General features: G+C 47.0%; 26 protein-coding genes. 20 read left to right on the top strand and 6 right to left on the bottom strand.

Annotation, left to right across the window (positions count from 1 at the left end; translation table 11 throughout):
- Positions 1–100: 100 nt before the first annotated feature.
- On the bottom strand, positions 101–1,255 hold the full coding sequence (locus tag AB3351_RS09000) for a murein hydrolase activator EnvC family protein (protein ID WP_371146786.1): 1,155 nt from the start codon (positions 1,253–1,255) through the stop codon (positions 101–103).
- A 404-nt stretch (positions 1,256–1,659) separates the two neighbouring features.
- Between AB3351_RS09000 and AB3351_RS09005 the strand changes: the two genes are divergently transcribed.
- From AB3351_RS09005 to AB3351_RS09035, 7 genes are all read left to right on the top strand, one after another.
- Positions 1,660–2,025: an ArsR/SmtB family transcription factor gene (locus AB3351_RS09005; protein ID WP_371146787.1), complete on the top strand. Its 366-nt coding sequence runs from the start codon at positions 1,660–1,662 to the stop codon at positions 2,023–2,025.
- On the top strand, positions 2,022–4,157 hold the full coding sequence (locus AB3351_RS09010) for a heavy metal translocating P-type ATPase (protein ID WP_371146788.1): 2,136 nt from the start codon (positions 2,022–2,024) through the stop codon (positions 4,155–4,157). Before AB3351_RS09005 ends, AB3351_RS09010 begins: the two co-directional genes overlap by 4 nt.
- A gap of 166 nt (positions 4,158–4,323) precedes the next feature.
- Entirely contained in the window at positions 4,324–4,707 is a 384-nt protein-coding gene (locus AB3351_RS09015) for a DUF302 domain-containing protein (RefSeq protein ID WP_371146789.1), read from the top strand.
- Positions 4,708–4,818: 111 nt separating this feature from the next.
- The gene (locus tag AB3351_RS09020) at positions 4,819–5,148 is read left to right on the top strand and encodes a four-helix bundle copper-binding protein (protein ID WP_371146790.1); all 330 of its coding nucleotides are present in this window, start codon (positions 4,819–4,821) and stop codon (positions 5,146–5,148) included.
- A gap of 59 nt (positions 5,149–5,207) precedes the next feature.
- On the top strand, positions 5,208–6,005 hold the full coding sequence (locus AB3351_RS09025) for a response regulator transcription factor (RefSeq protein ID WP_371146791.1): 798 nt from the start codon (positions 5,208–5,210) through the stop codon (positions 6,003–6,005).
- A complete protein-coding gene (locus tag AB3351_RS09030) occupies positions 6,002–7,408 on the top strand; it encodes a sensor histidine kinase (RefSeq protein WP_371146792.1) in 1,407 nt (468 codons plus the stop codon). Before AB3351_RS09025 ends, AB3351_RS09030 begins: the two co-directional genes overlap by 4 nt.
- Positions 7,409–7,495: 87 nt before the next feature.
- A complete protein-coding gene (locus tag AB3351_RS09035) occupies positions 7,496–8,782 on the top strand; it encodes a cell wall-binding repeat-containing protein (protein WP_371146793.1) in 1,287 nt (428 codons plus the stop codon).
- A 56-nt stretch (positions 8,783–8,838) separates the two neighbouring features.
- Here AB3351_RS09035 and cydS read toward each other — a convergent pair whose 3' ends face one another.
- From cydS to AB3351_RS09050, 3 genes are read right to left on the bottom strand one after another with little or no spacing between them, the layout of a single operon-like run.
- Complete coding sequence (gene cydS, locus AB3351_RS09040; protein WP_371146794.1) at positions 8,839–8,946, bottom strand: cytochrome bd oxidase small subunit CydS; 108 nt, start codon at positions 8,944–8,946, stop codon at positions 8,839–8,841.
- Positions 8,947–8,959: 13 nt separating this feature from the next.
- Positions 8,960–9,973: a cytochrome d ubiquinol oxidase subunit II gene (locus tag AB3351_RS09045; RefSeq protein WP_371146795.1), complete on the bottom strand. Its 1,014-nt coding sequence runs from the start codon at positions 9,971–9,973 to the stop codon at positions 8,960–8,962.
- Positions 9,970–11,319 carry a cytochrome ubiquinol oxidase subunit I gene (locus AB3351_RS09050; protein ID WP_371146796.1) on the bottom strand — a complete coding sequence of 450 codons (1,350 nt, stop codon included), beginning with the start codon at positions 11,317–11,319 and terminating at the stop codon, positions 9,970–9,972. The genes AB3351_RS09045 and AB3351_RS09050 overlap by 4 nt, the downstream gene beginning before the upstream one ends.
- Before the next feature lie 316 nt (positions 11,320–11,635).
- On the opposite strand from AB3351_RS09050, the gene AB3351_RS09055 reads away from it, so the two are divergent.
- Positions 11,636–11,947 carry a rhodanese-like domain-containing protein gene (locus AB3351_RS09055; RefSeq protein ID WP_371146797.1) on the top strand — a complete coding sequence of 104 codons (312 nt, stop codon included), beginning with the start codon at positions 11,636–11,638 and terminating at the stop codon, positions 11,945–11,947.
- A gap of 49 nt (positions 11,948–11,996) precedes the next feature.
- Here AB3351_RS09055 and AB3351_RS09060 read toward each other — a convergent pair whose 3' ends face one another.
- On the bottom strand, positions 11,997–13,400 hold the full coding sequence (locus tag AB3351_RS09060; protein ID WP_371146798.1) for an MBL fold metallo-hydrolase: 1,404 nt from the start codon (positions 13,398–13,400) through the stop codon (positions 11,997–11,999).
- Positions 13,401–13,704: 304 nt separating this feature from the next.
- On the opposite strand from AB3351_RS09060, the gene AB3351_RS09065 reads away from it, so the two are divergent.
- From AB3351_RS09065 to AB3351_RS09120, 12 genes are all read left to right on the top strand, one after another.
- Complete coding sequence (locus AB3351_RS09065; protein WP_371146799.1) at positions 13,705–15,267, top strand: ABC transporter substrate-binding protein; 1,563 nt, start codon at positions 13,705–13,707, stop codon at positions 15,265–15,267.
- Between the two features lie 41 nt (positions 15,268–15,308).
- Positions 15,309–16,250 carry an ABC transporter permease gene (locus AB3351_RS09070; RefSeq protein ID WP_371146800.1) on the top strand — a complete coding sequence of 314 codons (942 nt, stop codon included), beginning with the start codon at positions 15,309–15,311 and terminating at the stop codon, positions 16,248–16,250.
- Between the two features lie 20 nt (positions 16,251–16,270).
- Complete coding sequence (locus AB3351_RS09075; RefSeq protein ID WP_371146801.1) at positions 16,271–17,110, top strand: ABC transporter permease; 840 nt, start codon at positions 16,271–16,273, stop codon at positions 17,108–17,110.
- A 15-nt stretch (positions 17,111–17,125) separates the two neighbouring features.
- A complete protein-coding gene (locus tag AB3351_RS09080; protein WP_371146802.1) occupies positions 17,126–18,109 on the top strand; it encodes an ABC transporter ATP-binding protein in 984 nt (327 codons plus the stop codon).
- Positions 18,099–19,076, top strand: a complete 978-nt coding sequence (locus tag AB3351_RS09085) for an ABC transporter ATP-binding protein (protein WP_371146803.1) — start codon at positions 18,099–18,101, stop codon at positions 19,074–19,076. The genes AB3351_RS09080 and AB3351_RS09085 overlap by 11 nt, the downstream gene beginning before the upstream one ends.
- 262 nt (positions 19,077–19,338) lie before the next feature.
- The gene (locus AB3351_RS09090) at positions 19,339–20,292 is read left to right on the top strand and encodes a metal ABC transporter solute-binding protein, Zn/Mn family (RefSeq protein ID WP_371146804.1); all 954 of its coding nucleotides are present in this window, start codon (positions 19,339–19,341) and stop codon (positions 20,290–20,292) included.
- Between the two features lie 16 nt (positions 20,293–20,308).
- A complete protein-coding gene (locus tag AB3351_RS09095) occupies positions 20,309–21,061 on the top strand; it encodes a metal ABC transporter ATP-binding protein (protein ID WP_371146805.1) in 753 nt (250 codons plus the stop codon).
- Between the two features lie 14 nt (positions 21,062–21,075).
- On the top strand, positions 21,076–22,035 hold the full coding sequence (locus AB3351_RS09100) for a metal ABC transporter permease (RefSeq protein ID WP_371146806.1): 960 nt from the start codon (positions 21,076–21,078) through the stop codon (positions 22,033–22,035).
- On the top strand, positions 22,032–22,922 hold the full coding sequence (locus AB3351_RS09105) for a metal ABC transporter permease (RefSeq protein ID WP_371146807.1): 891 nt from the start codon (positions 22,032–22,034) through the stop codon (positions 22,920–22,922). Before AB3351_RS09100 ends, AB3351_RS09105 begins: the two co-directional genes overlap by 4 nt.
- A 140-nt stretch (positions 22,923–23,062) precedes the next feature.
- Complete coding sequence (locus tag AB3351_RS09110; RefSeq protein ID WP_371146808.1) at positions 23,063–24,520, top strand: potassium/proton antiporter; 1,458 nt, start codon at positions 23,063–23,065, stop codon at positions 24,518–24,520.
- Between the two features lie 139 nt (positions 24,521–24,659).
- Entirely contained in the window at positions 24,660–25,034 is a 375-nt protein-coding gene (locus AB3351_RS09115) for a hypothetical protein (protein WP_371146809.1), read from the top strand.
- Positions 25,035–25,069: 35 nt separating this feature from the next.
- Positions 25,070–25,591: a GNAT family N-acetyltransferase gene (locus AB3351_RS09120; protein WP_371146810.1), complete on the top strand. Its 522-nt coding sequence runs from the start codon at positions 25,070–25,072 to the stop codon at positions 25,589–25,591.
- Positions 25,592–25,663: 72 nt separating this feature from the next.
- Here the strand turns inward: AB3351_RS09120 and AB3351_RS09125 are convergent, their stop codons facing one another.
- Positions 25,664–26,665, bottom strand: coding sequence for a ketoacyl-ACP synthase III (locus AB3351_RS09125; protein WP_371146811.1), 1,002 nt, complete (start codon positions 26,663–26,665; stop codon positions 25,664–25,666).
- Between the last annotated feature and the right edge of the window lie 33 nt (positions 26,666–26,698).

A 26,698-nucleotide genomic window follows, 5' to 3' on the forward strand; every position in this document is an offset into this window, starting at 1 on the left:
TTTTGGACGCCCCTTTTTATGTTCAAGAACGTTGATGTATCAGTGTTCTTGATTTTTAAATTGGAGGGAATTTGCCCTTTTCGGACAGCCCCGTTACTTTTTAGCGTACATAAGAGATAGGATTCACTGTTTGTCCTTGTTCATATACGATGAAATGAAGGTGCGGCCCGGTAGAATTTCCTGTTGACCCTACTTCAGCAATATGCTGTCCGGCTGTAACGGCTTGCCCTGCCGACACTTTAATCCCTCCATCACGAATATGTGCATACTGTGTGCTTTTTCCATCACCATGAGCGATGATTACCGTATTGCCATAACCGTTCATCTTTCCTGCGAATACAACTTGGCCGCTGCCGGCTGCCACAATGGGTGTACCCTGTGGAGCACCGATATCAAGCCCGTTATGTAGCTTTCGCTTTCCTGTGATCGGATGAATACGCATACCGAACGGAGAGGTTATAGCATGTACAGAAGGAACGGGCCACGTGAACTCGCCGCTGCCTTGTCCTTCTGTCCCGGCAGGCAGCGATTGTTCCATCTTTTTGCGCAGCTCTTCTGAGAGGTGAGCTGCTTCCTGCATATGGCTTTCCGCTGTATCTTCTAAATGCACCTCTTTTTTCTCCAGTTCCGCTATGACCTGTTCCCTCTCTTCTTTTTGTGCCTGCATGGATGTGCTAAGTTCTTTTTTGGTTGCTTGCATCTGGGTTAGGTTTTTTAGTTTTTGCTCAATCTCTTCTTTTTTCTGCTTAATAATATTTCGGTCACGTTTATTATCTGCAAGAATCTGTGCGTCTTGTTCCCCGATCAGTTTAAGGAAACTGTAGCGTTCGATTAGATCGCCAAAATCCTCAGCGTTAAGCAGTACATCGAGATAGGTTATGTCATTTGCTTCATACATGGCTCGCACCCGGTTCTTTAGAAGAGTATCCCGCTTCTCCACTCGCAAAGCGGCTGCCTCATACTCTTTCTTTGCCTGTTCTGCCCCAGCAGAAGTCGTATGAATTTGTGTTTGCAATGTATGTAATTCCGCTTCGAGATTGCTGATTTGCCTTTCTAATGTGAAAAGCATTTCTTCATTGCTCTTTTTTTGCTGTCTGACATCCTGCAATGCGTCTTTCGCGTTTTTGGCTTGTTTTTCCGAGTTGTTTTTCTTCTGTTCTAAGCGATCTGCTCCGTTATCTGCAAAAGCCGCCGGGCTTATCCCTCCGGCTAACAAAGAGAGTGCAAGAAATGATGCACCGATTTTTTTCTTCATATCTCTACCACCTATATTGTATACTTACAAAATTTCTGTATATAAACGTAAACAAGAAAAAGATAGCAAAATAATGTGGCGAGAATATGATGGAAATATAAACAAACTATGTCCGATACGAAGGACCTATATAGCTGAATGGTTGTAATAAAGATGTAATGTTCTCAAAATAATTTGTTCATGATTATCAACTATACTGGTTGGCGAAAGGGAACAATTCGCCATCATCCCTTTCTAGATGCTCATAACCGACTTTGGTTACTAGGACATGCAAGCAGTCTTCTGGAGATCAGGAGACTGCTTGTTTTTTTGTTTTCATTCACATAATCATTTGATTGTTTGTATACTATTTTGTAGAATAATAATCAAATCATGATTTGATTATATAGGGGAGAGATGAGCATATGAAGCAGGAGGATTGCTGTGAGATTTTTTGTTATGACGAGGAGAAGGTTCAGCGTATACAAGGAATGCTATCTGACATAGAGAGCGCCCCGGTTGCTCAGCTGTTTAAAGCATTATCTGATGATACGCGCTTGCGGATTGTGTATGCGCTCTGTCAGGAGCCGGAGCTTTGCGTATGTGATGTAGCTAATATTATTGGTTCTACGATGGCAGCGGCCTCTCATCACCTAAGGCTTCTGCGCGCGATGGGATTAGCCCGTCATAGAAAAGAAGGAAAGCTCGTCTTCTATTCCCTGCACGATGAGCAAATCAGACAGCTCGTTGGGCTAGTTTTTCTGCAAAGAGGAGAGGTGACCCCGTCATGACGGAGCATGCTCAAGCTAAACATACGTATCGTGTTCAGGGCTTTACATGTGCAGGTTGTGCGGCTCAATTCGAGCGTAAAGTTAAGGAACTTCCAGGTGTCACCGATGCAAAAGTGAACTTCGGTGCTGCAAAAATTGCGGTGGAAGGAGAGGTGACACTTGAGCAGTTAGAGCAGGCTGGTTCATTTGAGAATTTGCGTCTTGTTCCGGAGGCGCAACGGATGGTGTTGGCGAGGGAGCCGTTCTGGAAAAAGCCATCGAACATTCGTACTGCCATCGCTGCTGTGCTTCTTGTAATCGCCTGGGCTGTAAGTGGAAAGTATGGGGAGGGTAGCTGGCTTCCTGTGCTTTTGTACGGCACTTCGATTCTGATCGGCGGGTATACGCTGTTTATTAAAGGTCTGCGGAATTTATTTGCCCTTCAGTTTGATATGAACACGCTGATGACCATTGCCATTATTGGTGCAGCGGCTATTGGGGAATGGGGCGAAGGGGCGATGGTGGTCTTTTTGTTTGCCATCAGTGAAGCGCTGGAATCGTACTCGATGGATAAGGCGCGTCGCTCGATCACTTCCCTTATGGATGCCGCGCCAAAAGAAGCAACCGTACGCCGCAATGGGAAGGATATACAGGTTTCGGTAGATGATATTTTGATCGGGGATCTGATGATTGTTAAGCCGGGGGAGAAGCTGGCGATGGATGGAGAGGTAGTGAGAGGCATATCATCTGTTAATCAGGCTCCCATTACAGGAGAATCCATCCCGGTTGCAAAAACGGTTGGCGATGAGGTGTTTGCGGGAACATTAAATGAAGAAGGTTTGCTTGAAGTTAAGGTTACGAAAGCGGCAGAAGATACGACGCTTGCCAAGATCTTTCACCTTGTAGAGGAAGCGCAGGCAGAGCGCGCACCTTCACAAGCCTTTGTTGATCGCTTCGCCAAGTACTATACCCCAGCCATTATGCTGTTTGCTTTTGGGGTCGCTGTTGTACCACCGCTTTTATTTGGCGGAGCATGGGATGTATGGATCTATGAAGGGCTTGCCGTGCTTGTTGTAGGCTGCCCTTGTGCATTGGTTGTCTCTACACCGGTTGCCATCGTTACCGCAATTGGCAGCGCCGCCCGTAACGGTGTGTTGATTAAGGGAGGCGTGCATTTAGAGGAAGCGGGTTCCCTGTCGGTGATGGCTTTTGATAAAACAGGAACGCTGACAAGAGGAATACCGGCTGTAACGGATATGATCGCATTGCAGGGCGAACAGCATAAAGAAGACGAACTGGTGGCGATTGCAGCCGCTATGGAAACAGGTTCTAAGCATCCGCTTGCGTCGGCGATTGTCCGTAAGGCAACTGAGATGCGCTGTTCATTTGAACGTTTGGATGTTGCAGCGTTTTCTTCTGTTACAGGTAAAGGAATTACCGCCAAAATAAATGAAGTTGTGTATTATATGGGCAGTCCGCGTTGGTTTGTCGAGCTGCTTCCTGCAGCTAAGATGAAGGATGTGCAGCCGATAGTCGATGCGTTGCAGAAGCAGGGGAAAACAGTCATGATCCTAGGTACCGCCGAGCAGGCTCTTTTACTGATTGCAGCGGCGGATGAAGTGCGCGCAAGCAGCAAAGAAGCCCTGCGCAAGCTTCATGCCATGGGCATTAAAAAGACGATCATGCTCACCGGTGATAATCAGGCGACAGCAGAGGTGATTGGGACTGAGCTAGGAATCCATGAAGTACAGGCCGAGCTTCTGCCGCAGGATAAGCTTGCCGTCATCAAACAAATGAAAGCATCAGGTGAAAAAGTAGCGATGATCGGTGATGGAGTTAATGACGCACCTGCCCTGGCCGCTGCAACGGTGGGGATTGCCATGGGAGGAGCTGGTACGGATACAGCGCTTGAGACCGCCGATATTGCCTTGATGGCGGATGATGTAGAGAAGCTTCCGTTTACCATCAAGCTTAGCCGCAGAGCCCTTGCGATTATCAAGCAAAATATCACATTTGCCCTTGGAATTAAGCTTGCAGCACTCATTCTAGTGGTACCCGGTTGGCTGACGCTCTGGATTGCGATCTTTGCAGATATGGGCGCGACGCTGCTCGTTACAGTCAATGCATTGCGATTGCTGCGCGTCAAAGAGTAGGGGAGAGCCTATCTCCTATATAAAACAAAAGAACGCAGAGAAGAAAGAAGGACACCTTTTTTCTTCTTTTTTTGGCTTTGTGGATTCCGCTTAACAAGCTGCAGCGTTTAATTATATACGCACTAGGGTATAGTAAGCATGTAAAAATATTATGAGGAGAGATACGATGTTCCATTATACAACGGAGACGAAAAAGTCAGTAGAAGAAGCGGTCAGCGCATTGGAGCAGAGCCTGCAGGGACACAAGTTCGGAGTTTTATGGCAGTTGGATATTCCATCGAAGCTGGCGGAGAAGGGGGTAGAATTCTCAACACCCTACCGCATTCTTGAAGTCTGCAATCCAGTAGAAGCAAAACGTGTACTTGAGCAGGATAAAAGGGTAGGTTACTTTCTCCCATGCAAAATTACGGTGTATCAGGATGGGGATACAACTAAGATTGGTATGCCAAAACCGACCGTGCTAATGGAGCTTGTCGATCACCCGGCACTAAAGGAAATCGCTGAGAATATTGAGCAAAAATTGGTGCAGGCGATCGAGGCAGCGAAATAAGCTGTTTGAAAATGTGAAGAAAATATGGAGCGAGAGAATGATTTTAGCAAAACGGGCAGGGGTAATAGTAATACTGTGTTCAACGTTATAACATAAGGAGGAAATAAAACGATGACAACAGCGCAAATGCAAGAGTGCATTGCAGAATGTATGGCATGCATGGAGGCATGCAATACTTGTTACGGAGCCTGCTTACAAGAAGAAGACATTGGGATGATGAGAAAATGCATTCAGCTTGACCGGGATTGCGCGGATATTTGCGCATTAGCGGCACAGTATATGGCAACGCAAAGCCCGTTTGCAAAACAAATTTGTGCATTATGCGCCGAAATCTGTGAAGCGTGTGCTGAGGAATGTGCCAAGCATACGCACGATCACTGTCAAAAGTGTGCAGAAGCGTGCCGCAAGTGCGCAGAAGCATGCCGAAAAATGTCCGCATAACCTGCCTTTCCCGTATGTCTGAAAAGCTCCTGCGGAAATCCCTTGCAGGAGCTTTTTCATTGCATATAATCTTCACACTTTCTTCAAGGTTTCTTGCTTTACTATTAGAAGTGATGAACGGATGGAAAAAAGGAAGGTGGGAGAAGGAGATGAAGGAGAAGGAGAAGGGAATGATTTTGCTTGTCGATGATGAGCAGCCGATGCGGAATCTTCTCGCGCTCTATCTACGTAGTGCAGGTTATCAGACAGAGGAGGTTTCTTCCGGAGAAGAAGCGCTTGCTGCTCTTCGTGATAAAAGCTACTCGCTTGTCTTGCTTGATTTGATGATGCCAGGCATATCGGGATTTCGTGTGTGTGAGCAGATGCGGGAGTTTAGCACTGTTCCTGTTATTATGCTAACAGCCAGGGATGAAGTGAGTGATAAAGTAAAAGGTCTCACCATTGGGGCGGATGATTATATTACGAAACCGTTCGAGAAAGAGGAATTGTTAGCAAGAGTGGGAGCAATTCTAAGAAGAGAAGAGCGACTCGAGAAGCACACGCGAAATACAGGCACTCATGCTATTGCGTATAAAGAGATCACGTTAGATAGTGAGAATTATGAGGCGTTTTATCATGGACAAGCGCTTCCGCTGACCCGAAGAGAATATGAGCTGCTATACATATTGGTAAAGCATCCGGGGCAGGTGTTCAGCAGAGATCATCTGCTTGCCCTTGTGTGGACCAATCAAAATATCGAGGATTACCGTACCGTGGATACTCATATTAAAAATTTGCGTGAAAAGCTGCGGGTTGCAGGCGCGCCTGCTCACGAGCTAATCAAAACGGTATGGGGGGTCGGCTATAAAATCCAATGAAACGAAACGCTCTGCTGCCGCCCTTTCAGAACCGTGTCGCTATGAAGCTTGGTTTTCTGTTATTGGCTGTATTTCTTTTGATCATCCTTTCGCTTGGCGGTATCCTTTACTCTTTTTTTCTTTCATTCTATTTATCGCATATTAAAGAAGAGGTTGTCCATCAGACACAAAGCCATGCGAACGTATTGAGCGACCACTTTGAGGCGATGACAATTAATCATGTGATTCGTATGGAACAGCATCCCGATCAGATGGTGGTTGTGCTTGATCAACATAATAAAGTTCTTGCGAGTTCAAGCCCGCTTACGCCGGTGCATACCTCGTATCTAACAAAAGTGGAAGCACAGAAGCATGGATGGAGAACGGATATAGAAAAGGAATGGGATACTCGGCCCTTTCTCGTATTTGACCATCCTGTCCGCCAGAATGGGGAGGAGGTTGGCACGGTTGTTATGTTTCGGTCTACCGCACCGATGAGAGATGCGGTGGGGATTTTGCGCAGTATGCTGTTTATTACAGGGGCTGTGACGATTTTTGTGGTAGCTGGCATTTCCTTTATTATCTCCCGAATGATTGTACGTCCGCTAGTAGAGATGAAGCGGGCAACGCGCGAAATTGCACGTGGTAATTATACAATTAAGCTGTCGGTGCGGGGCGGAGACGAGGTATCCCAGCTGAAAGCTTCGATTAACGATATGGTAGAGCAGATTCGCTTTTATCAGGATCAGCGCAATGAATTTCTCGCTAACATTGGGCATGAACTACGCACGCCGCTAACGTATCTTAAGGGATATTCGGATATTCTTATGCAGGCGGAGAAGAGCGGTGCAGACCAAGAATATGCCGCTCGGATGATTCATGAACAGAGTGGCCGATTGCAGCGACTGGTGAATGATTTGTTTGATTTGGCGCGTATGGAGCAGGGGAGATTGTCATTTCATATGGAACGCCTTTCGCTTGAAGAGATCGTAACCGAAGCGTTATCACTGGTGGAGGTGCGAATGGATGAGAAGGGGATTTATCTTGAATATCAACCATCCGATACTCCGTTATATGTCTGGGGAGACCGACAGCGAATTGGACAGGTTCTGCTTAATATTCTAGAGAATGCTCGGCGGTATACGTCCGTTAACAGTACAATATTCATCCGTGTGCGACAAGAAGATATGTATGGTGTAGTAGAAATCAAAGATACGGGGCCAGGCATCCCAAAAGAAGATGTGCCTTATGTGATGGAACGGCTCTACCGTGTAGAGAAATCACGTTCCGAATCTACAGGAGGAGCAGGGTTGGGTCTATCCATTAGCAAGGAAATTGTAGATAAACATGGCGGAAAGCTTACCGTACACAGTGTACAAGGAGAAGGAGCCACATTTTATGTGATGCTTCCGCTTGAGAAATAAGTGCCATCACATTTTCTTCACAAATAGATGGTATAGGTATGTATAGAATTGTATGCACGATTATGAAATAAGGAGGATCGATAAAATATGAGAATAAAGAACTTTACAAAATGGAGCGGAGTCACTGTACTAACAGCAGGTCTTCTTCTATCCGGCTGCGGAGCGAGTGGAGAGCAACCGCAAACACCCGAGTCTTCGAAGCAGACGCAAAGCAGCACGGAAGCTGGGAGGACGAATGCGAGTGAAGGTGTAGTCGCAACGAAGAATACGACACGTATAATGGGCAGTCATGCAGAAGAGATTGCCTTATCTACATCTCGGATGATCTGGCCGGCGACCGAGCAGGGTACCAAGCCGAATGTAGTGCTTCTCTCACCTTCCGATAATTGGCAGGTGCAGCTTGCCGGGCTTGATCTGGTGCATCATCCAAGTGATGGTCCGCTTCTGGTGACGGATAAAGCGAACCTATCTGAGGCAGTGTTCAATGAAATCAAGCGCCTTAATCCGAAAGGTGCTGAGGATGGGACACAAATTATTGCGATGGGAATGGACAGCAACACCACAAAGAAGTTGACGGATGCAGGCTTTAAGCTTAAGGATATAAAGAGCGGAACACCGGAGGCATTTGCTGCGGCGATTGATGCGTATTATGCATCCGTCAGCGGAGAACTTCCGCAGTCTGTGGTGGTTACAACATCTGAAAAACCAGCATTCGCTGCACCGGTGGGAAGCTGGATCTCTCACATGCCAGAGCCGTTATTGTATGTAACAAAAGATAAGCTGTCCGAAGATACGAAGGCTGCGTTGGCCAAGCGAAACGGCAAAGCCAATATCTATCTGGTAGGGCCGGAAGAAGCAATTGGTAAGCAGGTGGAGGCTGAGCTTGGAAAATATGGACAGGTTGTCCGCATCTCCGGTCAAGACCCGGTTACAAACGCGATTGCATTTGCCAAATATAAAGATAAGAAAACCGGCTTTGGCTGGGGCATTACACGGCCCGGTCACGGATTGGTGCTCGCTGGTACCGAACAGGTGGAGCATTCGCTGCCTGCACTTCCTTTCGCGCATCGGGGTAAGCACGCACCACTGCTTTTGACGGACAAAGAAAAAGCACCTGAGCCGCTGCTTGCCTATCTGAAAGAATTGAAGCCGTTCTTTAAGAAGGAGCCGACAGAAGGTCCGTATAACCATATGTATATCGCAGGCGGTGCCGACTGGATATCGGATGAGCAGCAGGGTGACCTTGATCATCTGATTGAAATTGAGAGTGAAGGCGGTATGGGACACGGTGGACATGGGAGTGCCGGTTCCGGTCAGCAAAAGGATAGTATGAATAGTAACGGCATGGAAAATGAGACACACATGAATCATTAATAAATGACAAACAGACCGAATCACAACTGCGATTCGGTCTGTTTGCTTTATCAATGTTACTCAATGTTTTCAAGAAACTTCCCTTTGGCCCCCCAAATAAAGACACCGATAACAGAGAAGGCCACGACAAGAATTGGTGCATACGTAATCATGAATTGTTCCATTGTTTTATCCTCCTTATTCTTTCCCTTTGACATAGTTCTTATCAAATAAAAACAGGCGCATCAGCAAATACAGCGAAGGCAAGAGTAACAACAACCCGGCGATAAAGGCGATAATAAGCGCAATTGCCATCGTTTCATTTGTGAATCCATCGTAAATCGTTAAATGCGGATACAGCAGGTATGGATAATGTGAGAACCCGTAACCGAAGAAGGCAAAGCCGTACTGCAATGTAATAAGCAGAAAAGCAAGGCCATAACGTTTCTTACGATAGATCAGATACACACCGCCTGCAAAACACAAAATGGATAGAGCAAATACCCAGCCGATATCAACCATACGGGCGAAGTGCACCGCATTGTGTGTTTTCAGTGTAACGACAACGGCCCATGCTGCCAGCAGAGACGGAATGCTCCAGAGAAGCGCGTACATGCGCAGCAGGCGCGTTGCCTTCTCATCGCCAGCTTTGTCCGCATAATACGTCAGGAAAGTTGCAGAGATAAACAAAACGCTGACGATTGCAAGCAGGACAACACTCCAAGAATATGGACTGCGCAGCAAATCTCCGTAGGACAGCAGTACCTGCCCTTCTTTTAACTCAAGGAATCCACCTTCCGAAATCGTTAACACCGTTGTCAGCGAAGCCGGAATGAATACTCCAGTAATGCCGTAGAGAAATGTATACCACTTATTATCTTTAGACCCATAGGTACCAAATGCGTAATATGAGCCGCGAATGGCCAGCAGGATGATGGAGATGCTTACTGGAACCAATAGGGCCGTTCCGTAGTAATAGGCGGTTTTCGGAAAGAAACCTACGATCCCTACGAAGAAGAAGACAAGAAATACGTTGGTTACTTCCCATACCGGCGATAGGTAGCGTTGGATGACTTTGTGAATGAGATGTTTTTTTCCGGCCCAATCACTGTACGTACTAAAGAATCCCGCACCGAAATCGACGGACGCTACAATCACATACCCGAATAAAAAGATCCAAAGCACCGAGATGCCGATCAACTCGAGCGTCATACGCGGCTCACCTCCTGCTCCTCATTCATCTGCTCAATTTCTTTTTCCACAGTATTGTTCTTAAACATCCGACGCAATACGGTTGTGCTGACAATCGCAAGTCCAATGTAGAGTGCAATGAAGAAGAGTAGCATTACATCCACATAAGGAGCGGTCGTCGCACCTTCGCTTGTTTTCATATAGCCGCGCAGAATCCAAGGCTGGCGTCCAACTTCGGCGAAAATCCAGCCCAACTCAATGGCAAGTATAGCAAGCGGACCGGATAGCCATATAGACATAAGCATCGACTTACGATATGGATTGGAATTTTTGCGTTTATACAACACTACATAAATCAATGCCAGCACGGTGAGCAGCATACCGATGGACACCATTAAGTCAAACAGATAGTGAATGTAGAGCGGCGGCCGTTCGTCTACCGGCGTTTCATTAAGTCCGGTCACTTCGGCAGTCGGATTGTTGTGAGCAAGAATGCTTAAGGCATACGGAATTTTAATGCCGTTTTTCACTTCGTTATTTTCATCGAGCGTACCAAACAAAATGAGCGGTGCCCGATCGGATGTTTCAAAATGCCATTCAGCAGCCGCAAGCTTCTCCGGCTGATACTCAGCGAGGAATTTTCCGGAGAAATCCCCGATTACAGCAGTCGCAACCGAGAAGACCAGTGCAGAGACGAGCGTAAGATGCAGGGCTTTGCGGTGATACACGTGCTTGCTTCCGCGCAGCATACGATAGGCTGCAATAGATGCGAGAACAAAGGCGGAAGTCATGTACGCTGAAGCCAGTACGTGAGACACCTTTGTCGGCATGGCCGGGTTGAACATCGCGACAAGCGGCTCAATGCTGACGATCGCACCATCTTTCAGTTCGAAGCCCTGCGGCGTATTCATGAACGCATTGACAATCGTAATGAACACAGCCGACATGGATGAGCCGATCACGACTGGAATAAGCAGAAGCAGATGCTTCATTTGATTTTTGAAGCGATCCCATGTGTACAGGTAAATGCCGAGGAAAATCGCTTCAAAGAAGAAGGCGAACGTCTCCATGAACAGCGGCAGACTAATCACTTGTCCCGCCAGTTCCATAAAGCTTGGCCACAAAAGACTGAGCTGGAGCCCGATGGCAGTGCCTGTTACGACCCCGACAGCAACCGTGATGACGAATCCTCTCGCCCAGCGTCTTGCCAGCAGAATGTAATGCGGGTCCTGCTTTTTAATGCCGACCCATTGGGCAAGTGCGATCATGAGCGGAACTCCGACACCGATCGTTGCAAAGATGATGTGAAATGCCAGTGTTACTTCAGTTAATATACGGCTGTACAAAACTGGATCATACGTAAGCATATAGTATCCCTCTCCTTTTTATCGAAACAGTCGGCTGACGAGAGAAAGAAACATCACGAAAGCCACAGTTAGGGAAGCGATGACTAGGTATTTTTCTTGTTTTTTAATCAAGGGTATGCCTCCTTTATCCCTTTTCATTTACACATCAAGTATAGCTAACAAATAAGGGGTAATTGTGTGGGAAAGGTGGCAGCTTTGCGAAAGTTATGTTGCCAATATGTGAATGTTATTTTTGGTAATAAACAATATTGACACAGTGGAAAAAATGATGAATAATATACCTAAAGGGGTATATGGAAATAAAGGAGAGAAGAGAATGTCGAGTGTAATAAATGTAGTGGCCCAGCAATTGGTTGAAAAGCAGGAAAGAGGAGAAGATGTGCAGATCATCGATGTGCGTGAACCAGAAGAAGTGGCTGCGGGCATGATACCCGGTGCAAAGCACATTCGCTTGGCCGAGCTTCCGCAGCGCATGCATGAGATTGATCCGAACAAGGAGGCCATCATGGTATGCCGCAGTGGAAACCGAAGCGGCATGGCCTGTGAATATTTGATGGATCAAGGATATACGCAGGTGAAGAACCTGCTGGGTGGAATGAACGGATGGACAGGAAAGGTAGTACGTTAAATAATAAAAAGCGGACCCGTGATTAAATCACGGGTCCGCTTTTTATTATTTATTGATTGTCTTGAGGTAATTTCTGTTTGCTCCACTCACTAAATCCCCCGGCTAAATTTATAACATTTGTGAAGCCGTGCGCTTGAAGCAGACTGGTCGCAATAGCGGACCTAGCACCGGACTGGCAGTGCAGCAGGATTGTTTTGTCCACAGGCAGCTCATCCATTCGCTTAGGCAGGTATCCGAGCATAATATGCTGAGCCTGTGGAATATGTCCGCTCTCCCATTCGCTTTGATTGCGTACATCGAGCACGTGAACATCTCCTTGCTGTACGCGTTCAGCCATCTCTTCCGGCGTTTTCTCTTCATACGATTGCAATTCTTTATACTCTCGCAGCACGGTTGGGCGAATGAAGCCAGCAATACGATCAAGACCGATGGAATACAGATCGGTTAACAGGCTGTCATGAACATCGGAATCAGCGATGACATATATATCCTGATCATACGGCAGGAGCCATCCCGCCCAATTCGTAAAGGAGCGGTTATATGGAATATTGATGGTACCCGGTATGTGAGCCGTAGCGAATTCATGCGCTGAACGCACGTCAAGAAGCACCGCCTGCCCGTCCATCCGCTCGGTGAGAAACGGCTTGGATGCCTCCACTTCCTCCGGCCGCTTCAGTTCGGATAGCAGTGTGGGGCCTTCCTTGTTCACATGCTTCATGACTGAAAAATAAGCGGGCGTTTCTGGCTGTCCTTCTAACAGTGTCTGCACGAACGCATTCTCATCCTCGATGGAGAAGGAGTGGTTAAAGCGTTTTTCATATCCGATTGTAGTAGAAGGAATAGCGCCGAGTGCTTTACCGCATGCGCTGCCGGCTCCATGCCCAGGCCATACCTGCATGTAATCGGGAAGCTCCTTAATACGCTGCACGGAAGCAAACATCTGCTGTGCTCCTTCCTTTGCCGCGCCGGATTGACCTACCGCTGTTTCCAGCAGATCGGGACGTCCAACATCGCCGACAAACACAAAATCTCCGGTGAATATACCGATCGGTTCACTTGCTCCGCCGTCTGTCAAAATGTAAGAAAGATGCTCCGGTGTATGACCAGGAGTATGCACCGCTTGAAATGTCAGGTTGCCTATATGAAACGTATCGTTGTTCTTGAGTAGTGTGTGCTTTTCCTCATGAATGTAAGCATATGAAGCATCGCCTTCTCCTGATAAGTACAGCATGGTATTATACCGCTTGCCGAGTTCGCGGGCGCCTGAGACGAAGTCGGCATGAATATGGGTTTCTGCTGCGGCTGTCAGTGTAAGCCCTTCTTCTTTTGCCGCCTCTAAGTAAGGTGTTAGATCTCGTCCTGGATCAATCACGATGGCCTCGCCTGTTGCTTGACAGCCTATAAGATAGGATGCATGAGAAAGTTTTGGATTATAGAAATACCGTAGAAGCAAAACGAATTCCTCCTTTGTATGCGTGTCTGCTATTTTGATGTGCTATTCCTTCTTACCACATCCAGAAAAGTTTTATACATATACAGGTATAGGTTATAGGAGAAGTGGTTGTATATCGAATGGTTTGACAGAAATAAAAAAAGTGGTACAGGGTACTGTAGTATGTTTTGCGGGGAGTCAAAAAGACCAGGAAATGAGTAGCGAAGAAAAAAAGTAAGTCATTGTAAGTATAATCGATAGAATTTTAAAATGATTATAAATTGTATGGTAGCATGTAGGACAAAGCATAAGGAGGAAGATGCCAGTGTACAAACGATGCCTGCTGCTTTTTGTTCTTGCTGTATTGACATTGGTAGGATGCTCAAATGATAGTACCACTCGACCGGTCGGAGAGGTGAAAAAGAATAGCAGTTCTCCAAGGGCCGGGGGAGAACTTGTGATTAGTGATGCAACCGATGCCGATACGCTTGATCCTCATAAAGCGACATCAGCCGCTTCGATGCGGTATATCGAAAATATGTACAGTACATTGCTGCGTTATAAAAAAGGTACATATGAGGAGTTGGAAGGGGATCTTGCAACGAATTATGTAGTATCCGACGACGGTAAGACTTATACATTTACCCTTCAGCCTGCTGCAAAATTCCATGATGGCAGCCCCCTGACTTCCCGCGATGTTATCTATTCCATTGAGCGCATTCGTCAAGAAAAAGTGCGTGCGCCGCAATTTGCTGCGGTGAAAAGCATTGAGGCTTTGGATGATCATACCGTACGTTTTCATCTAAAGGAGCCTGTAGCCCCCTTTTTAACCTTCCTTGCATATCCAATGAATGCGATTGTAAATCAAAAGGTAGTTGAGCAGCATGGCGGAAGCATTGATCGTGTCGATGCGGGAAGCGGGCCGTTCAAGCTAGTGGAGTGGAAGAAGAATCAACGGCTTGTGCTTGAGAAATTTTCCGAGTATTTCGTACAGGGACGACCCTATCTTGACCGGGTGATCTGGCGTCCGATTCCTGATGATACGTCAAGGACGACCGCGATGCGCAACAGGGAGATTGATGTAATGCTGCAGACCACACTGCGTGATATTCGTAAGTTTCATAACAATGTAGGCACAGAAATGAAGTCGGTTACGGGTACATTCTGGGAATATGTTGGCCTTAATACATCGAAGGGGCCGCTGGCCAACCGAAAAGTTCGGCAGGCGATTGCCTGGGCTGTTGATCGGGATGCCATTAATAAAGTGGTCAAGTTCGGCAAAGCCGATGTATTGCGCGGCGGTCCGCTTCCGAAGAGCCACTGGGCTTACTCGGGTGTCAATGTATATCCAAAGCGTGATGTAGAAAAGGCGAAGCAGCTATTGCGGGAAGCAGGGTATGCGGACGGATTTGATGTCACATTGAAAGTCAGCCCAAAAAAGGAGCAGACAGATGCAGCACAGATGGTGAAACAGGAGCTTCAGGAGGTCGGCATCCGAGTAAAGGTGCTGGTGCAGGAACCTAGCGTGTTCTTTGATGCGATAGGCAAGAAAGACTTTGAGATGGCAGTAGTAGGATGGGTTGGTTTTGTAGATCCTGACGAGTTTTTTTATAACATTTTTCATACGGGAGAACAGTGGAATCAACAGGCATACTCTAATCCAAAGGTAGATGCGCTGCTTGAGCGAGGGCGTACTGTCATGAATAAGAAAGAGAGAAAGGACGTATATGCCAAAGCGGAACGTATGATTGCTGAAGATGCGCCGATGGTATTCCTGTATATGAATCCGCAAACCACGGTATATACAAACCGGGTCCATGACTTTGACGTACATCCGACCGTCAGCACCATCTCACTACGGGATACATGGGTGGATCGGGATAACTGATTCTTTTATAAGCAGAGGACGAACATGGAGGTGACGCGGATATGGGAATGTATATTGTTAAGCGTGTGCTTATCGCCATTCCTGTGATGTTTGGTATTTCATTACTTTCCTTTTTTCTTATTCGTCTGGTGCCGGGAGATACAGTAACAGCGATGCTTGGAGCAAGCTATAGCGAAGAGCAGGCGGCTGCGCTTCGTGCCGAACATGGATTGGATAAGCCGCTGATTGTGCAGTATGGTATTTGGATCGGTCGCGTACTTACAGGGGATTTCGGAGAATCTTCGTTTACGGGGGAGCCGGTGCTGTATGTGATTTTAGAGCGGCTGCCAGTCACGCTTGAATTAACCGTTTTAAGCCTTGCACTTGCCGTGCTGATCGCAATTCCTTTGGGTGCGCTGGCAGCGGTCAAGCGCAACAGCCGCTTTGATTATGGAGCGACGCTTTTTGGGATGCTGGGAGTGTCAATCCCCCGGTTCTGGCTTAGTATTCTGCTCATTTTATTTGTTTCTTTAAAGCTCGGTTGGCTGCCGTCGGGAGGATTTGTCAGCTTCACAGAAAGTCCTATTGATAATCTGCGTGGGATGGTGATGCCCGTCGTGGCGATGGGTGTATCGGTGTCCGCGGTTATTATGCGTATGACGCGGTCCTCGATGCTTGAGGTTATTGGGGCCGAGTATATCAAAATGGGAAGAGCCAAAGGGGTACCTCGCACACGGCTCATCTGGCGCCATGCACTGAAGAATGCATTGATACCCGTAGTGACCATCATCGGTATTCAAGCAGGCTATTTGCTGGGTGGAACGGTTGTAATTGAACAGATTTTTTCTCTGCCAGGCATTGGTCTATTAGCGCTTGAAGCCATTACGAATCGGGATTACGCCTTATTGCAGGGAACCATTTTATTTATCGCCTGTGCATTCGTACTCGTAAATCTGCTTGTTGATATTGTCTATAGCTGGATCAATCCGAAAATTCGCTACTAGAGTGGGGAGGCGGGTGCTTTATGAAAGATGTGTGGTTTCGCTTCTATCAGAACAAGCTGGCCTTTGCCGGTTTGCTTGTGTTTATTGGATATCTTATGCTGGCCGTTCTTGGGCCGTATATTGCGCCGTATGACCCGTTTAAAATGCAGCCGAATGATATGCTGCAGGGGCCAAGCACAGCCCATCTTTTCGGTACGGACCAATTTGGACGGGATATTCTAAGCCGGGTCATATACGGCTCACAAATTTCACTGAAGGTAGGTCTCATCTCTGTTAGTATTTCTCTTGTAATCGGTGTAGCAATGGGAGTACTAGCAGCCTATTATGGGGGCTGGATTGATTCGGTTATTTCAAGAATGACCGATGTATTGTTTTCGTTTCCAGATATTCTGCTTGCGCTTGCCTTGATGGCTGTACTTGGGCCAAGCTTAACAAATGTGATGCTTGCAATTGGCATTGTCTATATTCCGATTTTTGCACGGATTGCCCGCGGTTCTGTCCTTACAATCCGAGATGCGCTCTATATTGATGCGGCACGCTCCATCGGAGTAAATAGCTTTACCATTATGCGGCGTCATGTGCTGCCTAATGTGCTAGCCCCTATCATTGTACAGGCAACCCTTTCCTTTGCCTTTGCGATTTTGACAGAAGCCGCACTCAGCTTTCTTGGGCTTGGGGTTGAGCCGGATACGCCATCATGGGGCATTATGCTTAATGAGGGGATCGATTATATGGAGATGGCCTGGTGGATCGCTGTGTTCCCTGGATTAGCGATTACGCTGGCTGTGCTGATTTTGAATGTGCTTGGTGATGGCCTGCGCGATGCGCTAGATCCAAGTCTTAGAGAAGATGCTTCATAAGAGAGGAGATACGTGATGACGGAAACGATACTAGAAGTCGAGGATTTGACGTGCCGCTTTCATACTCCAAAAGGCATCGTAGAAGCGGTGGGCGGTGTGAGCTTTCGTGTGCATCGCGGCGAGATCATGGCGCTAGTCGGTGAGTCGGGCTGTGGCAAAAGCGTGACATCACAGGCAATTATGCGCCTAATCGGTGACCGGAAGCATGAGGAGATTGGCGGGAGTGTGCGTTTTAAGGGGGCAAATCTGCTTGAGTTGAGCGAAGCGGAGATGCAGATACTTCGCGGCGATCGAATCGCGATGATCCTTCAAGATCCGATGACTTCGCTAAATCCAGCCTATCGGATTGGTGAACAAGTGGCCGAAGTTCCGCGCATTCATCAAAAAAAAGATAAAAAAGAAGCCTGGTCCATTGCAGTCGAAATGCTGCGCAGCGTGAAGATTCCCGCACCGGAAGAGCGGGCGCGGGATTATCCTCATCAGTTCAGCGGCGGCATGCGACAGCGCAGCATTATCGGTATGGCGCTGGCTTCAAAGCCTGATTTATTGATTGCTGATGAGCCGACAACAGCACTTGATGTTACAATTCAAGCGCAGATACTTGATTTGATTCAGGATATGAGGAAGAAGACGGGAGCAGCGGTCGTGCTTATCACGCATGATCTAGGTGTAGTAGCAGAGGTGTGCGATTCGGTTGCTGTCATGTATGCTGGTCGTATTGTAGAACAGGCTCCGGTAAGAGAGTTGTTTGCTTCTCCGCGTCATCCGTATACGAAAGGACTGCTCGCTTCGCTTCCGAAGCCTGGAAGCAGAGAGAGGCTCAAGCCCATTGCGGGTCAGCCACCCAACCTGCATGATTTGCCGTCAGGTTGTGTATTCGCCCCGCGCTGCCCACATGCTGAATCGGTATGTACGACAAAGATGCCCCCGCTTGAGGAGACAAAAGCTACCCACCGAGTTGCCTGCTGGCTAGAGGAGAGGATTAATCATGACCAATGATGAGCTAATTAGAGTAGATGGATTGCAGAAGCACTTCGCTATGTCACAAAATACGCTATCTCGTCTTCTATCCAAGGAGAAGTCAACCGTAAAGGCAGTGGACGGCCTGTCGTTTTATGTTCACAAAGGCGAAACGCTCGGTATCGTAGGGGAATCCGGCTGTGGGAAGTCGACAATGGGCCGACTGTTGCTTCGTTTGCTGGAACCGACCGCTGGCCGCATTTTTTTCAACGGCGAAGATATCACACGTATAAAGGGGCGGGAGCTTAATCGGCGACGAAAGCATTTTCAAATGGTGTTTCAAGATCCGTATGCATCGCTTAATCCACGCATGACGATCCAACGCATTATGGAAGAACCGATGGAAACACACAGCTTGTATCAAGGTGAGCGCGACCACAAAGTACAAGAACTGCTTGAAGCGGTAGGCCTCCCTGCATCATATAGAAGCCGGTATCCGCATGAGTTCTCTGGCGGACAAAGGCAGCGTATCGGCATTGCGCGCGCGCTTGCGGTAGAGCCTGAATTTATTATTGCCGATGAGCCTGTAGCTGCGCTTGATGTATCCATTCAAGCGCAAATTTTAAACTTATTTGCGGATTTGCAAAAGGAGCGGGGATTGACGTATTTATTTATTGCACATGATTTAAGTGTTGTTCAGTATATCAGCACACGCGTCGGAGTGATGTATCTTGGGGGGCTGGTTGAGCTTGCGCCAAGCGATGTGTTGTATGATCGTCCCCTGCATCCGTATACGCAGGCGCTTCTCTCAGCAATTCCTATTCCAGATCCTACTGTTCGCAGAGAGAGAATTACACTGCATGGTGAGATGCCAAGCCCTATGAATCCTCCACAGGGCTGCCGCTTCCATACACGTTGTCCCATTGCCATGGAGGAGTGCAGGCAGAAGACACCGGTGTTTCGTGAAGTGGAGCCGAATCATTTCGTAGCTTGTCACGTAGTCTAAGGTGATGTATCCATCAGCAAGCTGTTCTCTTTTTGCTGATGGATATTTTTTTTGAAAAAGATAAATTTGAATAATATGAAATATAGGAAAATATACCCTCTACTTTTTCCTTATTGAAATTATGTTTCCCATGGTAAAAAATATAGGTGAGGGTAAATTTTTTTACGGTTAGATTTGCCTTGGGTAAAAAAAATTAAATTAAAGAAAAAAAGTAACGTTAGAGCAAGTCGGAAATAAAGTAGAAGGAGTGAGGAGGAGAATAATGAGAGTGAATCGATTATTTGTACTCAGTATGTTCTTTGCATGTATGTTTACAGTGGTGGCAGGCTGTTCATCAACAGCTAAGCCTACAACACAGGGAGCGGCACAAAGCACAGAGGGAAAAGTGAACGTGGTAGCAACCATCGGGATGATTGGAGACATTGCAAAAAATGTCGGGGGAGAACATGTACAGGTTAATGGATTGATGGGACCGGGAGTGGACCCACATCTGTATAAAGCCACCCAAGGTGACATTGCAAAGCTTGAAAAAGCGGACGTGATTTTTTATAACGGTCTGAATTTGGAAGGGAAGATGTCGGATATTTTTGTCCGTATGGCCAAACAAAAACCGGCCATTGCCGTCTCGGAAAGCATTGACGAAGCGGTGCTTCGCGAGCCGCCAGAGTTTCAGGGACATTATGATCCGCATATTTGGTTTGATGTAAAACTGTGGATGAAAGCGGTAGAACGGGTGCGAGACGGATTGATTGAAGTCGATGCGGAACATAAGGCAGACTATGAAAAAAACGCAGCTTCCTATCTAAAAAAGCTTGAAGAGCTTGATGCTTATGCGCGTACTCAGCTTGCTTCTATTCCTAAGGAATCGCGTGTGCTCGTTACCGCGCATGATGCCTTTGGCTATATGGGGGATGCTTACGGCATGCAGGTAATGGGGCTTCAGGGCATTAGTACGGATGCGGAATATGGGCTAAAAGATGTCCAAAACCTTGTGAATCTGCTTGTTAAGAAGAAGATCAAAGCGGTGTTTATTGAATCGAGCGTATCGCCGCAAGCCATCAAGGCTGTTGTGCAGGGAGCAAAAGAAAAAGGTCATGAAATTACGATCGGGGGAGAATTATTTTCCGATGCGATGGGTGAAGAAGGAACGCCGGAAGGCACCTATATCGGCATGGTACGCCACAATGTGGATACGATTGTAAAAGCGCTTAAATAGCAGGGAGGACTCCATTATGGTATCGGCCTTATCGGTTGAAAATATGACCGTCGCCTATCACAAAAAACCGGTGCTGCAAAGTGTCAGCTTCGCAGCACCGGAAGGCAAACTCATTGGGATCATAGGACCCAACGGGGCAGGGAAATCAACATTAATGAAAGGCATGCTAGGTTTGGTTCCGCTTGTCTCGGGCAGTGTAAGCATCTATGGGAAGTCGTACAAAACACAGCGAAAGATGATTGGATATGTGCCGCAGCGCGAGTCGGTTGATTGGGATTTTCCAACGAATGCGCTTGATGTTGTATTGATGGGCCGCTACGGTCATGCCGGATTGTTTCGCCGTTTGCGTTCCGAAGATCGAAGCATCGCGCTGTCTTGCTTGGAAAAGGTAGGGATGGCTGATTTTGCCGACAGGCAGATCAGCCAGTTATCCGGTGGACAACAGCAGCGGGTGTTTTTGGCTCGGGCATTGGCACAGGATGCGCATATCTACCTGATGGATGAGCCGTTTGCCGGGGTAGATGCGGCGACAGAGAGAGCGATTATCGCTCTGCTGACCGAATTGAAAGAGCAAGGGAAAACGGTGCTGGTCGTTCATCATGATCTGCAAACGGTTCCGGAATACTTTGACTGGGTGTTATTAATCAACTTGCAGAAGATCGCGTTCGGTCCTACAAAAGAGGTGTTTACTGCGGCGAATCTCCAGCAGGCGTACGGCGGTCGCCTTGCGTTTCTTGAGAAGAACGCGGTCATTGTCGGGGCGGAATAGAAAGGGGGAAACGTATGGATTTCATCATGCAATGGCTGCAGGACCCCAACGCTCGCTGGGTAATGACCGGCTGCTTGCTGCTTGGCCTCAGCAGCGGAGTGTTGGGCTCATTCGCTCTGCTTCGCAAGCAAAGCTTGGTGGGAGACGCTGTGGCACATGCCGCTCTCCCCGGTATTTGTCTGGCGTATATGTTCTCCGGGGAGAAAAATATTGGATTATTTATGCTCGGTGCAGCCATGACAGGACTTCTTGGAACGTTATGCGTTTCGCAGATTTCCAGGCATTCAAGAATTAAGCCTGACACGGCATTAGGGATTGTTCTCTCTGTGTTTTTTGGCTTTGGTACGGTGCTTCTTACGAAAATCGCCCAGACGGGCAGCGCTAATCAGAGCGGTCTGGATGCGTTTATGTTTGGCAAGGCGGCTTCGCTTGTCTCAGGTGATCTTACAATAATGGCAGTTGTTGCTATTTGTTTGCTCGTATTATCGACGCTTTTATTTAAGGAGCTAAAGTTGTTGTGCTTTGACCCTGGATTTGGGCGTGGTTTAGGATTTCCGATGGGGTTTTTGGGTGCTTTGCTTATGGTAATGATCGTATTAAGCGTGATTATCGGCTTGCAGGCTGTGGGTGTTGTGCTGATGGCCGCTATGCTCATTATTCCTCCTGTTGCGGCTCGATACTGGACGGAGAAGCTGCACGTAATGGTGATCGTAGCTGGTTTCTTTGGCGGGATATCCGGTGTTGTCGGCACGCTTATCAGCAGCTTGGCAGAGAAGCTGCCTACAGGACCGGTTATTGTGTTAGCGGCAGTATGCTTCTTCTTGTTCTCTCTTCTATTCGCTCCGCAGCGGGGTCTTATCTCTCGGATGCTGCGTGTCATTCGTTTGCGCAGCCGATTTTCGAGTGGGAAGGTAGAGGGAGAGGCGGAGAAGGTGTATCAGCCCGTTGCTTCTAAAGGAGGCCATTCATCATGACACATGCATTGTGGATTATGCTTATTGCCTCGCTGGTTGCTGCGTCCTGTGGTTTTATCGGCTGTTTTCTTATTTTGCGGCGGATGGCGATGCTGGGCGATGCCATTAGCCATGCGGTATTGCCGGGGATTGTCGTCGCTTTTCTGGTGAGCAACAGCATGGAGAGCATTACGATGCTGATTGGTGCGTCAATCGTAGGTGTGCTAACCTCACTCATTATTCAAACATTAGGAACAGGTGGCGTCCAATCTGATGCGGCGATCGGCGTTACATTTACCTCATTATTTGCTATTGGTGTTGTACTTGTCTCGATGTATGCTTCAAGCGTTCACCTCGATGTGCAGCATGTACTGTATGGTGAAATCGCCTATGCGCCATGGGAGACATCGGTTCTTTTTGGATTAGAAATGCCGCATGCTGTATGGATGATGGGCGGTGTGTTTATTCTAACCTTGTTTGTAGTACTCCTGCTATACAAAGAAATAAAGCTGGTCTCATTTGATGCGCAGATGGCCGCTGCCGTAGGGATTCCGGTGCTTTTCATTCATTATGTATTGATGGTGCTTGTTTCTCTTAACACGGTCGCAGCCTTTGAGAGTGTGGGAGCGATCCTTGTTGTAGCAATGCTTGTAGTGCCGGGTGCTACTGCTTATCTGCTTACGGACCGGCTTAGTGTGATGCTGGGCTTAAGTGTAGTTGTCGGGATTATTTCCGCTTTGGCAGGCTATGAGCTCGCCGCTTGGTTTGATGTTTCGATCTCCGGTTCGATGGCAACGGTGGCAGGTATTCTATTCGCTTTTGCCTTCTTATTCTCCCCGAGGTATGGCATCATCTCTAAGGTTATCAGCAGACGCACATTGGCGCATAAGAAAGAGAGCGCTCGCTAGCATAAGGAGGACTTCGATAAAAAGAAGTCCTTTTTTGTGTGTGATGACTATAAATGTAATGAAACTTTTTCATCGTGTAACACGTATGTATAGTATTTCAATAGGTTATGATCCAATTAAATGTATAAAGGGGGATTTCGGTGACATTTACCATTGACGGCTTGATTTTTTTGTTTGCTATTTTATTGCTTACTGGCGTAGTAACCGCCAAATTTTCCTCACGCTTAGGCGTACCTTCACTCGTTTTCTTTATTGTTGTAGGGATGGTGCTCAACCGGTTTGTTTTCTACAACAACGCGTATCTAACACAGCTTTTTGGGATTTTAGCCCTTATTATTATTCTATTTGATGGAGGCATGCAGACGAAGTGGGCGAATGTACGTCCCGTAGCAACGCCTGCCCTGTCACTCGCCACTGTGGGCGTATTGCTTACCACATTCATTGTCGGGATTTGCACACACTATATTTTGGGTCTTCCGTGGCTGGAGAGCATGCTGCTTGGTTCGATTGTCGGCTCAACGGATGCTGCGGCTGTTTTTGCGGTCCTGGGAAACAAAAATATAAAAAAGCGTCTTTCCTCTACGCTTGAAGCCGAATCGGGAACGAATGATCCGATGGCTGTCTTTCTAACCATCTCCTTCATTGAGTTGATACAAGTGCCTGATGCTAGTGTGTTATCCATGATTTTAAACTTCTTCTGGCAGATGGGATTTGGCCTAGTCGCAGGCCTTCTGATCGGATTTGTAGCAGTCAAAGTAGTAAATAAAATCAACCTCGACTCTTCGGGGCTTTATCCTGTGCTTGCGCTTGCCTTTGCTATTTTTACTTACAGTGCCACGGCGGTGCTGAACGGAAGCGGCCTGCTTGCAGTGTATGTGATGGCTGTCTATATGGGGAATGCGGATCTGACGTACCGCCATGCGGTATCACGGTTTAATGAGGGTTTTGCATGGATGATGCAGATTCTAATGTTTATCTTATTGGGGCTTCTCGTCTTTCCGAATGAGTTGATCCATATTGCATGGCAAGGAATTGCTTTGTCCTTCCTGCTTATCTTTGTTGCGAGGCCTATCGGTGTGTTTATTAGCACAATAGCGATGAAGTTTTCGTTTAAGGAAAAAATATTTATCTCGTGGGCCGGACTCAGGGGAGCAGTACCTATCGTTCTGGCAACGTATCCATTGATTGCCGGACTCGAAGACGCTCAACTTATCTTTAATGTAGTTTTCTTCGTGGTACTAACCTCTGCGCTAATTCAGGGGTCGACAATTTCTCCGCTTGCCCGTGCATTCGGGCTATCTCAAGGAGAGAAGCCCATAACACCTCATACTCTTGAATTGGTATCGATCAGCAAAACAAGCTCGGAGATGATTGAGATTACGATTCCAGGCGATGGATTCATAGCTAATGAGAATATATCGGATTTAACCCTTCCAAAAGATGTATTGATTACTGCTGTGATTCGTGGAGAGGAATTGATTACACCAACCGGGGATACACAGTTGTTGGAAAAAGATATCCTGTATGTGCTTGTGCCTAAGATACAGCGCGAAAGGGTTAAGCAATTATTTTTATCAAAACCAAAGAATAGTCTGTAGGCGGTGCGGATAATAAGAGGCTGACACTTCGACTCATTGTATGGATGGGAGGGAGTGTCAGCTTCTTTACGTGCATAACTTAATGTTGAAGGTTTTTTTGGAATATTTGCCGAATATTTCATAAAATAGAGGTGTTTTTATGAAGAAATGGGCAGCAGCAATCGGATTGACAGTTATCATTGTGGGAGCATTCGTATTGTACAACAAATCCTACTATCCTCCACTCCCAATAGAAAATAGTAGCAAGAGGGAAGTTATAGCTAAGTTACATCATTCAAATGAACAAATCGTTTATTTAGCAAATGAAAATGGCGTTGACTGGTATATCATAAATAAACGAAATATTGGCGTGGCTGATGAAGTCATCAAAGAATTGGCGATGCAAAATGGTTGGAGTTTTAAACAAAAAGAGGGTAGTGGGCTCTTCTTTGAAAAGCAAGGAGAAAATTTAATTGTATCGACACAGATGTGGACTGGAAATTATGTGTTGGTTAAAATACCAGACAATTTTTAAACGTTCATACGGGTGAAGTGAGGGGGAGCAAGAAGATGTGTGATCAAAAGGAGCAGGCCCTTTGGAGAAGAGAGGATGGCTTTGTCATTAGTACCGATAAACGCCATCTAGATACCGAGATGATTTGGCGCTTTCTTGCTGAAGAGTCGTACTGGGCATCGGGCATTCCCCGGGAGCTGGTTGCCACCGCGATTGAACATTCGATCCTGTGCTACGGGATATATGAAGGCGACCCGTCTACCACTGCGGCAAAGCAGGTCGGTTTTGCCCGTGTCGTGTCCGACTTTACCCGTTTTTCTTGGCTGGCTGATGTGTTTGTGCTGCCGAAGTATCGGGGCAGCGGCTTAAGTAAATGGATGCTGAGCTTAATTGTTGCACACCCAAAAGTAAAGGGAACCAGTTTTATGCTGGCCACAAACGATGCCCATGGGCTGTATGCTCAGTATGGCTTTGCGCCGCTGGACAAAATCGAGAACCGGATGGCCAGGTCGCTTGATTGGGAGAAGGTGTATGAAGGTCATGGTATAAGCACTAGGGCAGATAAGTCGTCCAAATAAACTGCGGTGAGTAGACTGCTGTTTGATAAGAAGTCCAAACCATACGGATAAGGTTTGGACTCTTTAGTGACTTTATATATTCCATTCAATCAATAATCCGCCGTGGACAAGCCCGCCGCCGAATCCGTATAACAGGATGCGTTCTCCTGCTTTCACCTTCCCCGACCGAACTCCGGCATGCAGCGCAAGAGGAATGGAGGCCGCTGAAGTATTGCCAAAATATTCGAGGCTTGTTAAGGTTTTGGATAGCGGGAATCCGCTTCTCTCGCAAATGGATTCAATCATTCGCATATTGGCGCTGTGCGGGATAAACCAGTCAACGTCATGCAGTGGGAATGAGATTTTTGCTAAGGTATCTTTCATTCCAGCAGGTACAGTCGAGACGGCCCATTTATACACTTCTCTTCCATTTTGGACAAGACATTTGGTATCTTTTAGTGCCTTGCCGTCCATTTGGTTTGCTAGACCGGTTTGATATAGATGTACCCCGCCTTCGCCCTTAGAGCCAAGATGAAACGATAGAAAACTCGGTTTTGTGTTATCGTGCTCTATTAGTACAGCACCGGCTCCATCTCCAAAAAGAATACAGGAGGTTCGGTCTGTATAGTCCATAATTTTGGAGAATGTTTCGCCTCCAACGACAAGCACTTTTTGATGAAGGCCGGAGGTAATGAGTGCATTGGCTAGGTGTAAGCCGTATACGAATCCTGCACATACTGCACTTATATCAACGGCACCTGTATTTGGAATGTCGAATGCGGCTTGGATGCGGCTTGCAACGCTAGGAAAAGGAAAATCCGGTGTAGCCGTTGCTACCAAAATCAAATCCACATCTTCGATTGATTGATTATACGTATGCAGCAAATCATGGATTGCTTGTATGCACAGGTGAGAAGTAAATTCCTCGGGACGTGCAATCCGCCGCTCTTTGATACCTGTGCGTTGGATAATCCATTCATCGTTTGTTTCAAGCATTGTTTCAAGTTCAACATTTGTCAGAACTCTCTCCGGTACATAGCTTCCGATGGCCGTAATTCGCGCTTTTGAAGCGAGGCCGTTGCCTTTATCGCTCATGTGTCATCTCCTCTTCTCATTACTGCCTATCTA

The organism is Aneurinibacillus sp. REN35 (assembly GCF_041379945.2).
Lineage (GTDB): Bacteria > Bacillota > Bacilli > Aneurinibacillales > Aneurinibacillaceae > Aneurinibacillus.

Excerpts from the sequence above, each read along its gene's own strand:
- AB3351_RS09000 (WP_371146786.1), bottom strand. The coding sequence starts at position 1,255 with ATGAAGAAAAAAATCGGTGCATCATTTCTTGCACTCTCTTTGTTAGCC.
- AB3351_RS09005 (WP_371146787.1), top strand. The coding sequence starts at position 1,660 with ATGAAGCAGGAGGATTGCTGTGAGATTTTTTGTTATGACGAGGAGAAG.
- AB3351_RS09010 (WP_371146788.1), top strand. The coding sequence starts at position 2,022 with ATGACGGAGCATGCTCAAGCTAAACATACGTATCGTGTTCAGGGCTTT.
- AB3351_RS09015 (WP_371146789.1), top strand. The coding sequence starts at position 4,324 with ATGTTCCATTATACAACGGAGACGAAAAAGTCAGTAGAAGAAGCGGTC.
- AB3351_RS09020 (WP_371146790.1), top strand. The coding sequence starts at position 4,819 with ATGACAACAGCGCAAATGCAAGAGTGCATTGCAGAATGTATGGCATGC.
- AB3351_RS09030 (WP_371146792.1), top strand. The coding sequence starts at position 6,002 with ATGAAACGAAACGCTCTGCTGCCGCCCTTTCAGAACCGTGTCGCTATG.
- AB3351_RS09035 (WP_371146793.1), top strand. The coding sequence starts at position 7,496 with ATGAGAATAAAGAACTTTACAAAATGGAGCGGAGTCACTGTACTAACA.
- cydS (WP_371146794.1), bottom strand. The coding sequence starts at position 8,946 with ATGGAACAATTCATGATTACGTATGCACCAATTCTTGTCGTGGCCTTC.
- AB3351_RS09045 (WP_371146795.1), bottom strand. The coding sequence starts at position 9,973 with ATGACGCTCGAGTTGATCGGCATCTCGGTGCTTTGGATCTTTTTATTC.
- AB3351_RS09050 (WP_371146796.1), bottom strand. The coding sequence starts at position 11,319 with ATGCTTACGTATGATCCAGTTTTGTACAGCCGTATATTAACTGAAGTA.
- AB3351_RS09055 (WP_371146797.1), top strand. The coding sequence starts at position 11,636 with ATGTCGAGTGTAATAAATGTAGTGGCCCAGCAATTGGTTGAAAAGCAG.
- AB3351_RS09070 (WP_371146800.1), top strand. The coding sequence starts at position 15,309 with ATGGGAATGTATATTGTTAAGCGTGTGCTTATCGCCATTCCTGTGATG.
- AB3351_RS09075 (WP_371146801.1), top strand. The coding sequence starts at position 16,271 with ATGAAAGATGTGTGGTTTCGCTTCTATCAGAACAAGCTGGCCTTTGCC.
- AB3351_RS09080 (WP_371146802.1), top strand. The coding sequence starts at position 17,126 with ATGACGGAAACGATACTAGAAGTCGAGGATTTGACGTGCCGCTTTCAT.
- AB3351_RS09085 (WP_371146803.1), top strand. The coding sequence starts at position 18,099 with ATGACCAATGATGAGCTAATTAGAGTAGATGGATTGCAGAAGCACTTC.
- AB3351_RS09090 (WP_371146804.1), top strand. The coding sequence starts at position 19,339 with ATGAGAGTGAATCGATTATTTGTACTCAGTATGTTCTTTGCATGTATG.
- AB3351_RS09095 (WP_371146805.1), top strand. The coding sequence starts at position 20,309 with ATGGTATCGGCCTTATCGGTTGAAAATATGACCGTCGCCTATCACAAA.
- AB3351_RS09100 (WP_371146806.1), top strand. The coding sequence starts at position 21,076 with ATGGATTTCATCATGCAATGGCTGCAGGACCCCAACGCTCGCTGGGTA.
- AB3351_RS09105 (WP_371146807.1), top strand. The coding sequence starts at position 22,032 with ATGACACATGCATTGTGGATTATGCTTATTGCCTCGCTGGTTGCTGCG.
- AB3351_RS09115 (WP_371146809.1), top strand. The coding sequence starts at position 24,660 with ATGAAGAAATGGGCAGCAGCAATCGGATTGACAGTTATCATTGTGGGA.
- AB3351_RS09120 (WP_371146810.1), top strand. The coding sequence starts at position 25,070 with ATGTGTGATCAAAAGGAGCAGGCCCTTTGGAGAAGAGAGGATGGCTTT.
- AB3351_RS09125 (WP_371146811.1), bottom strand. The coding sequence starts at position 26,665 with ATGAGCGATAAAGGCAACGGCCTCGCTTCAAAAGCGCGAATTACGGCC.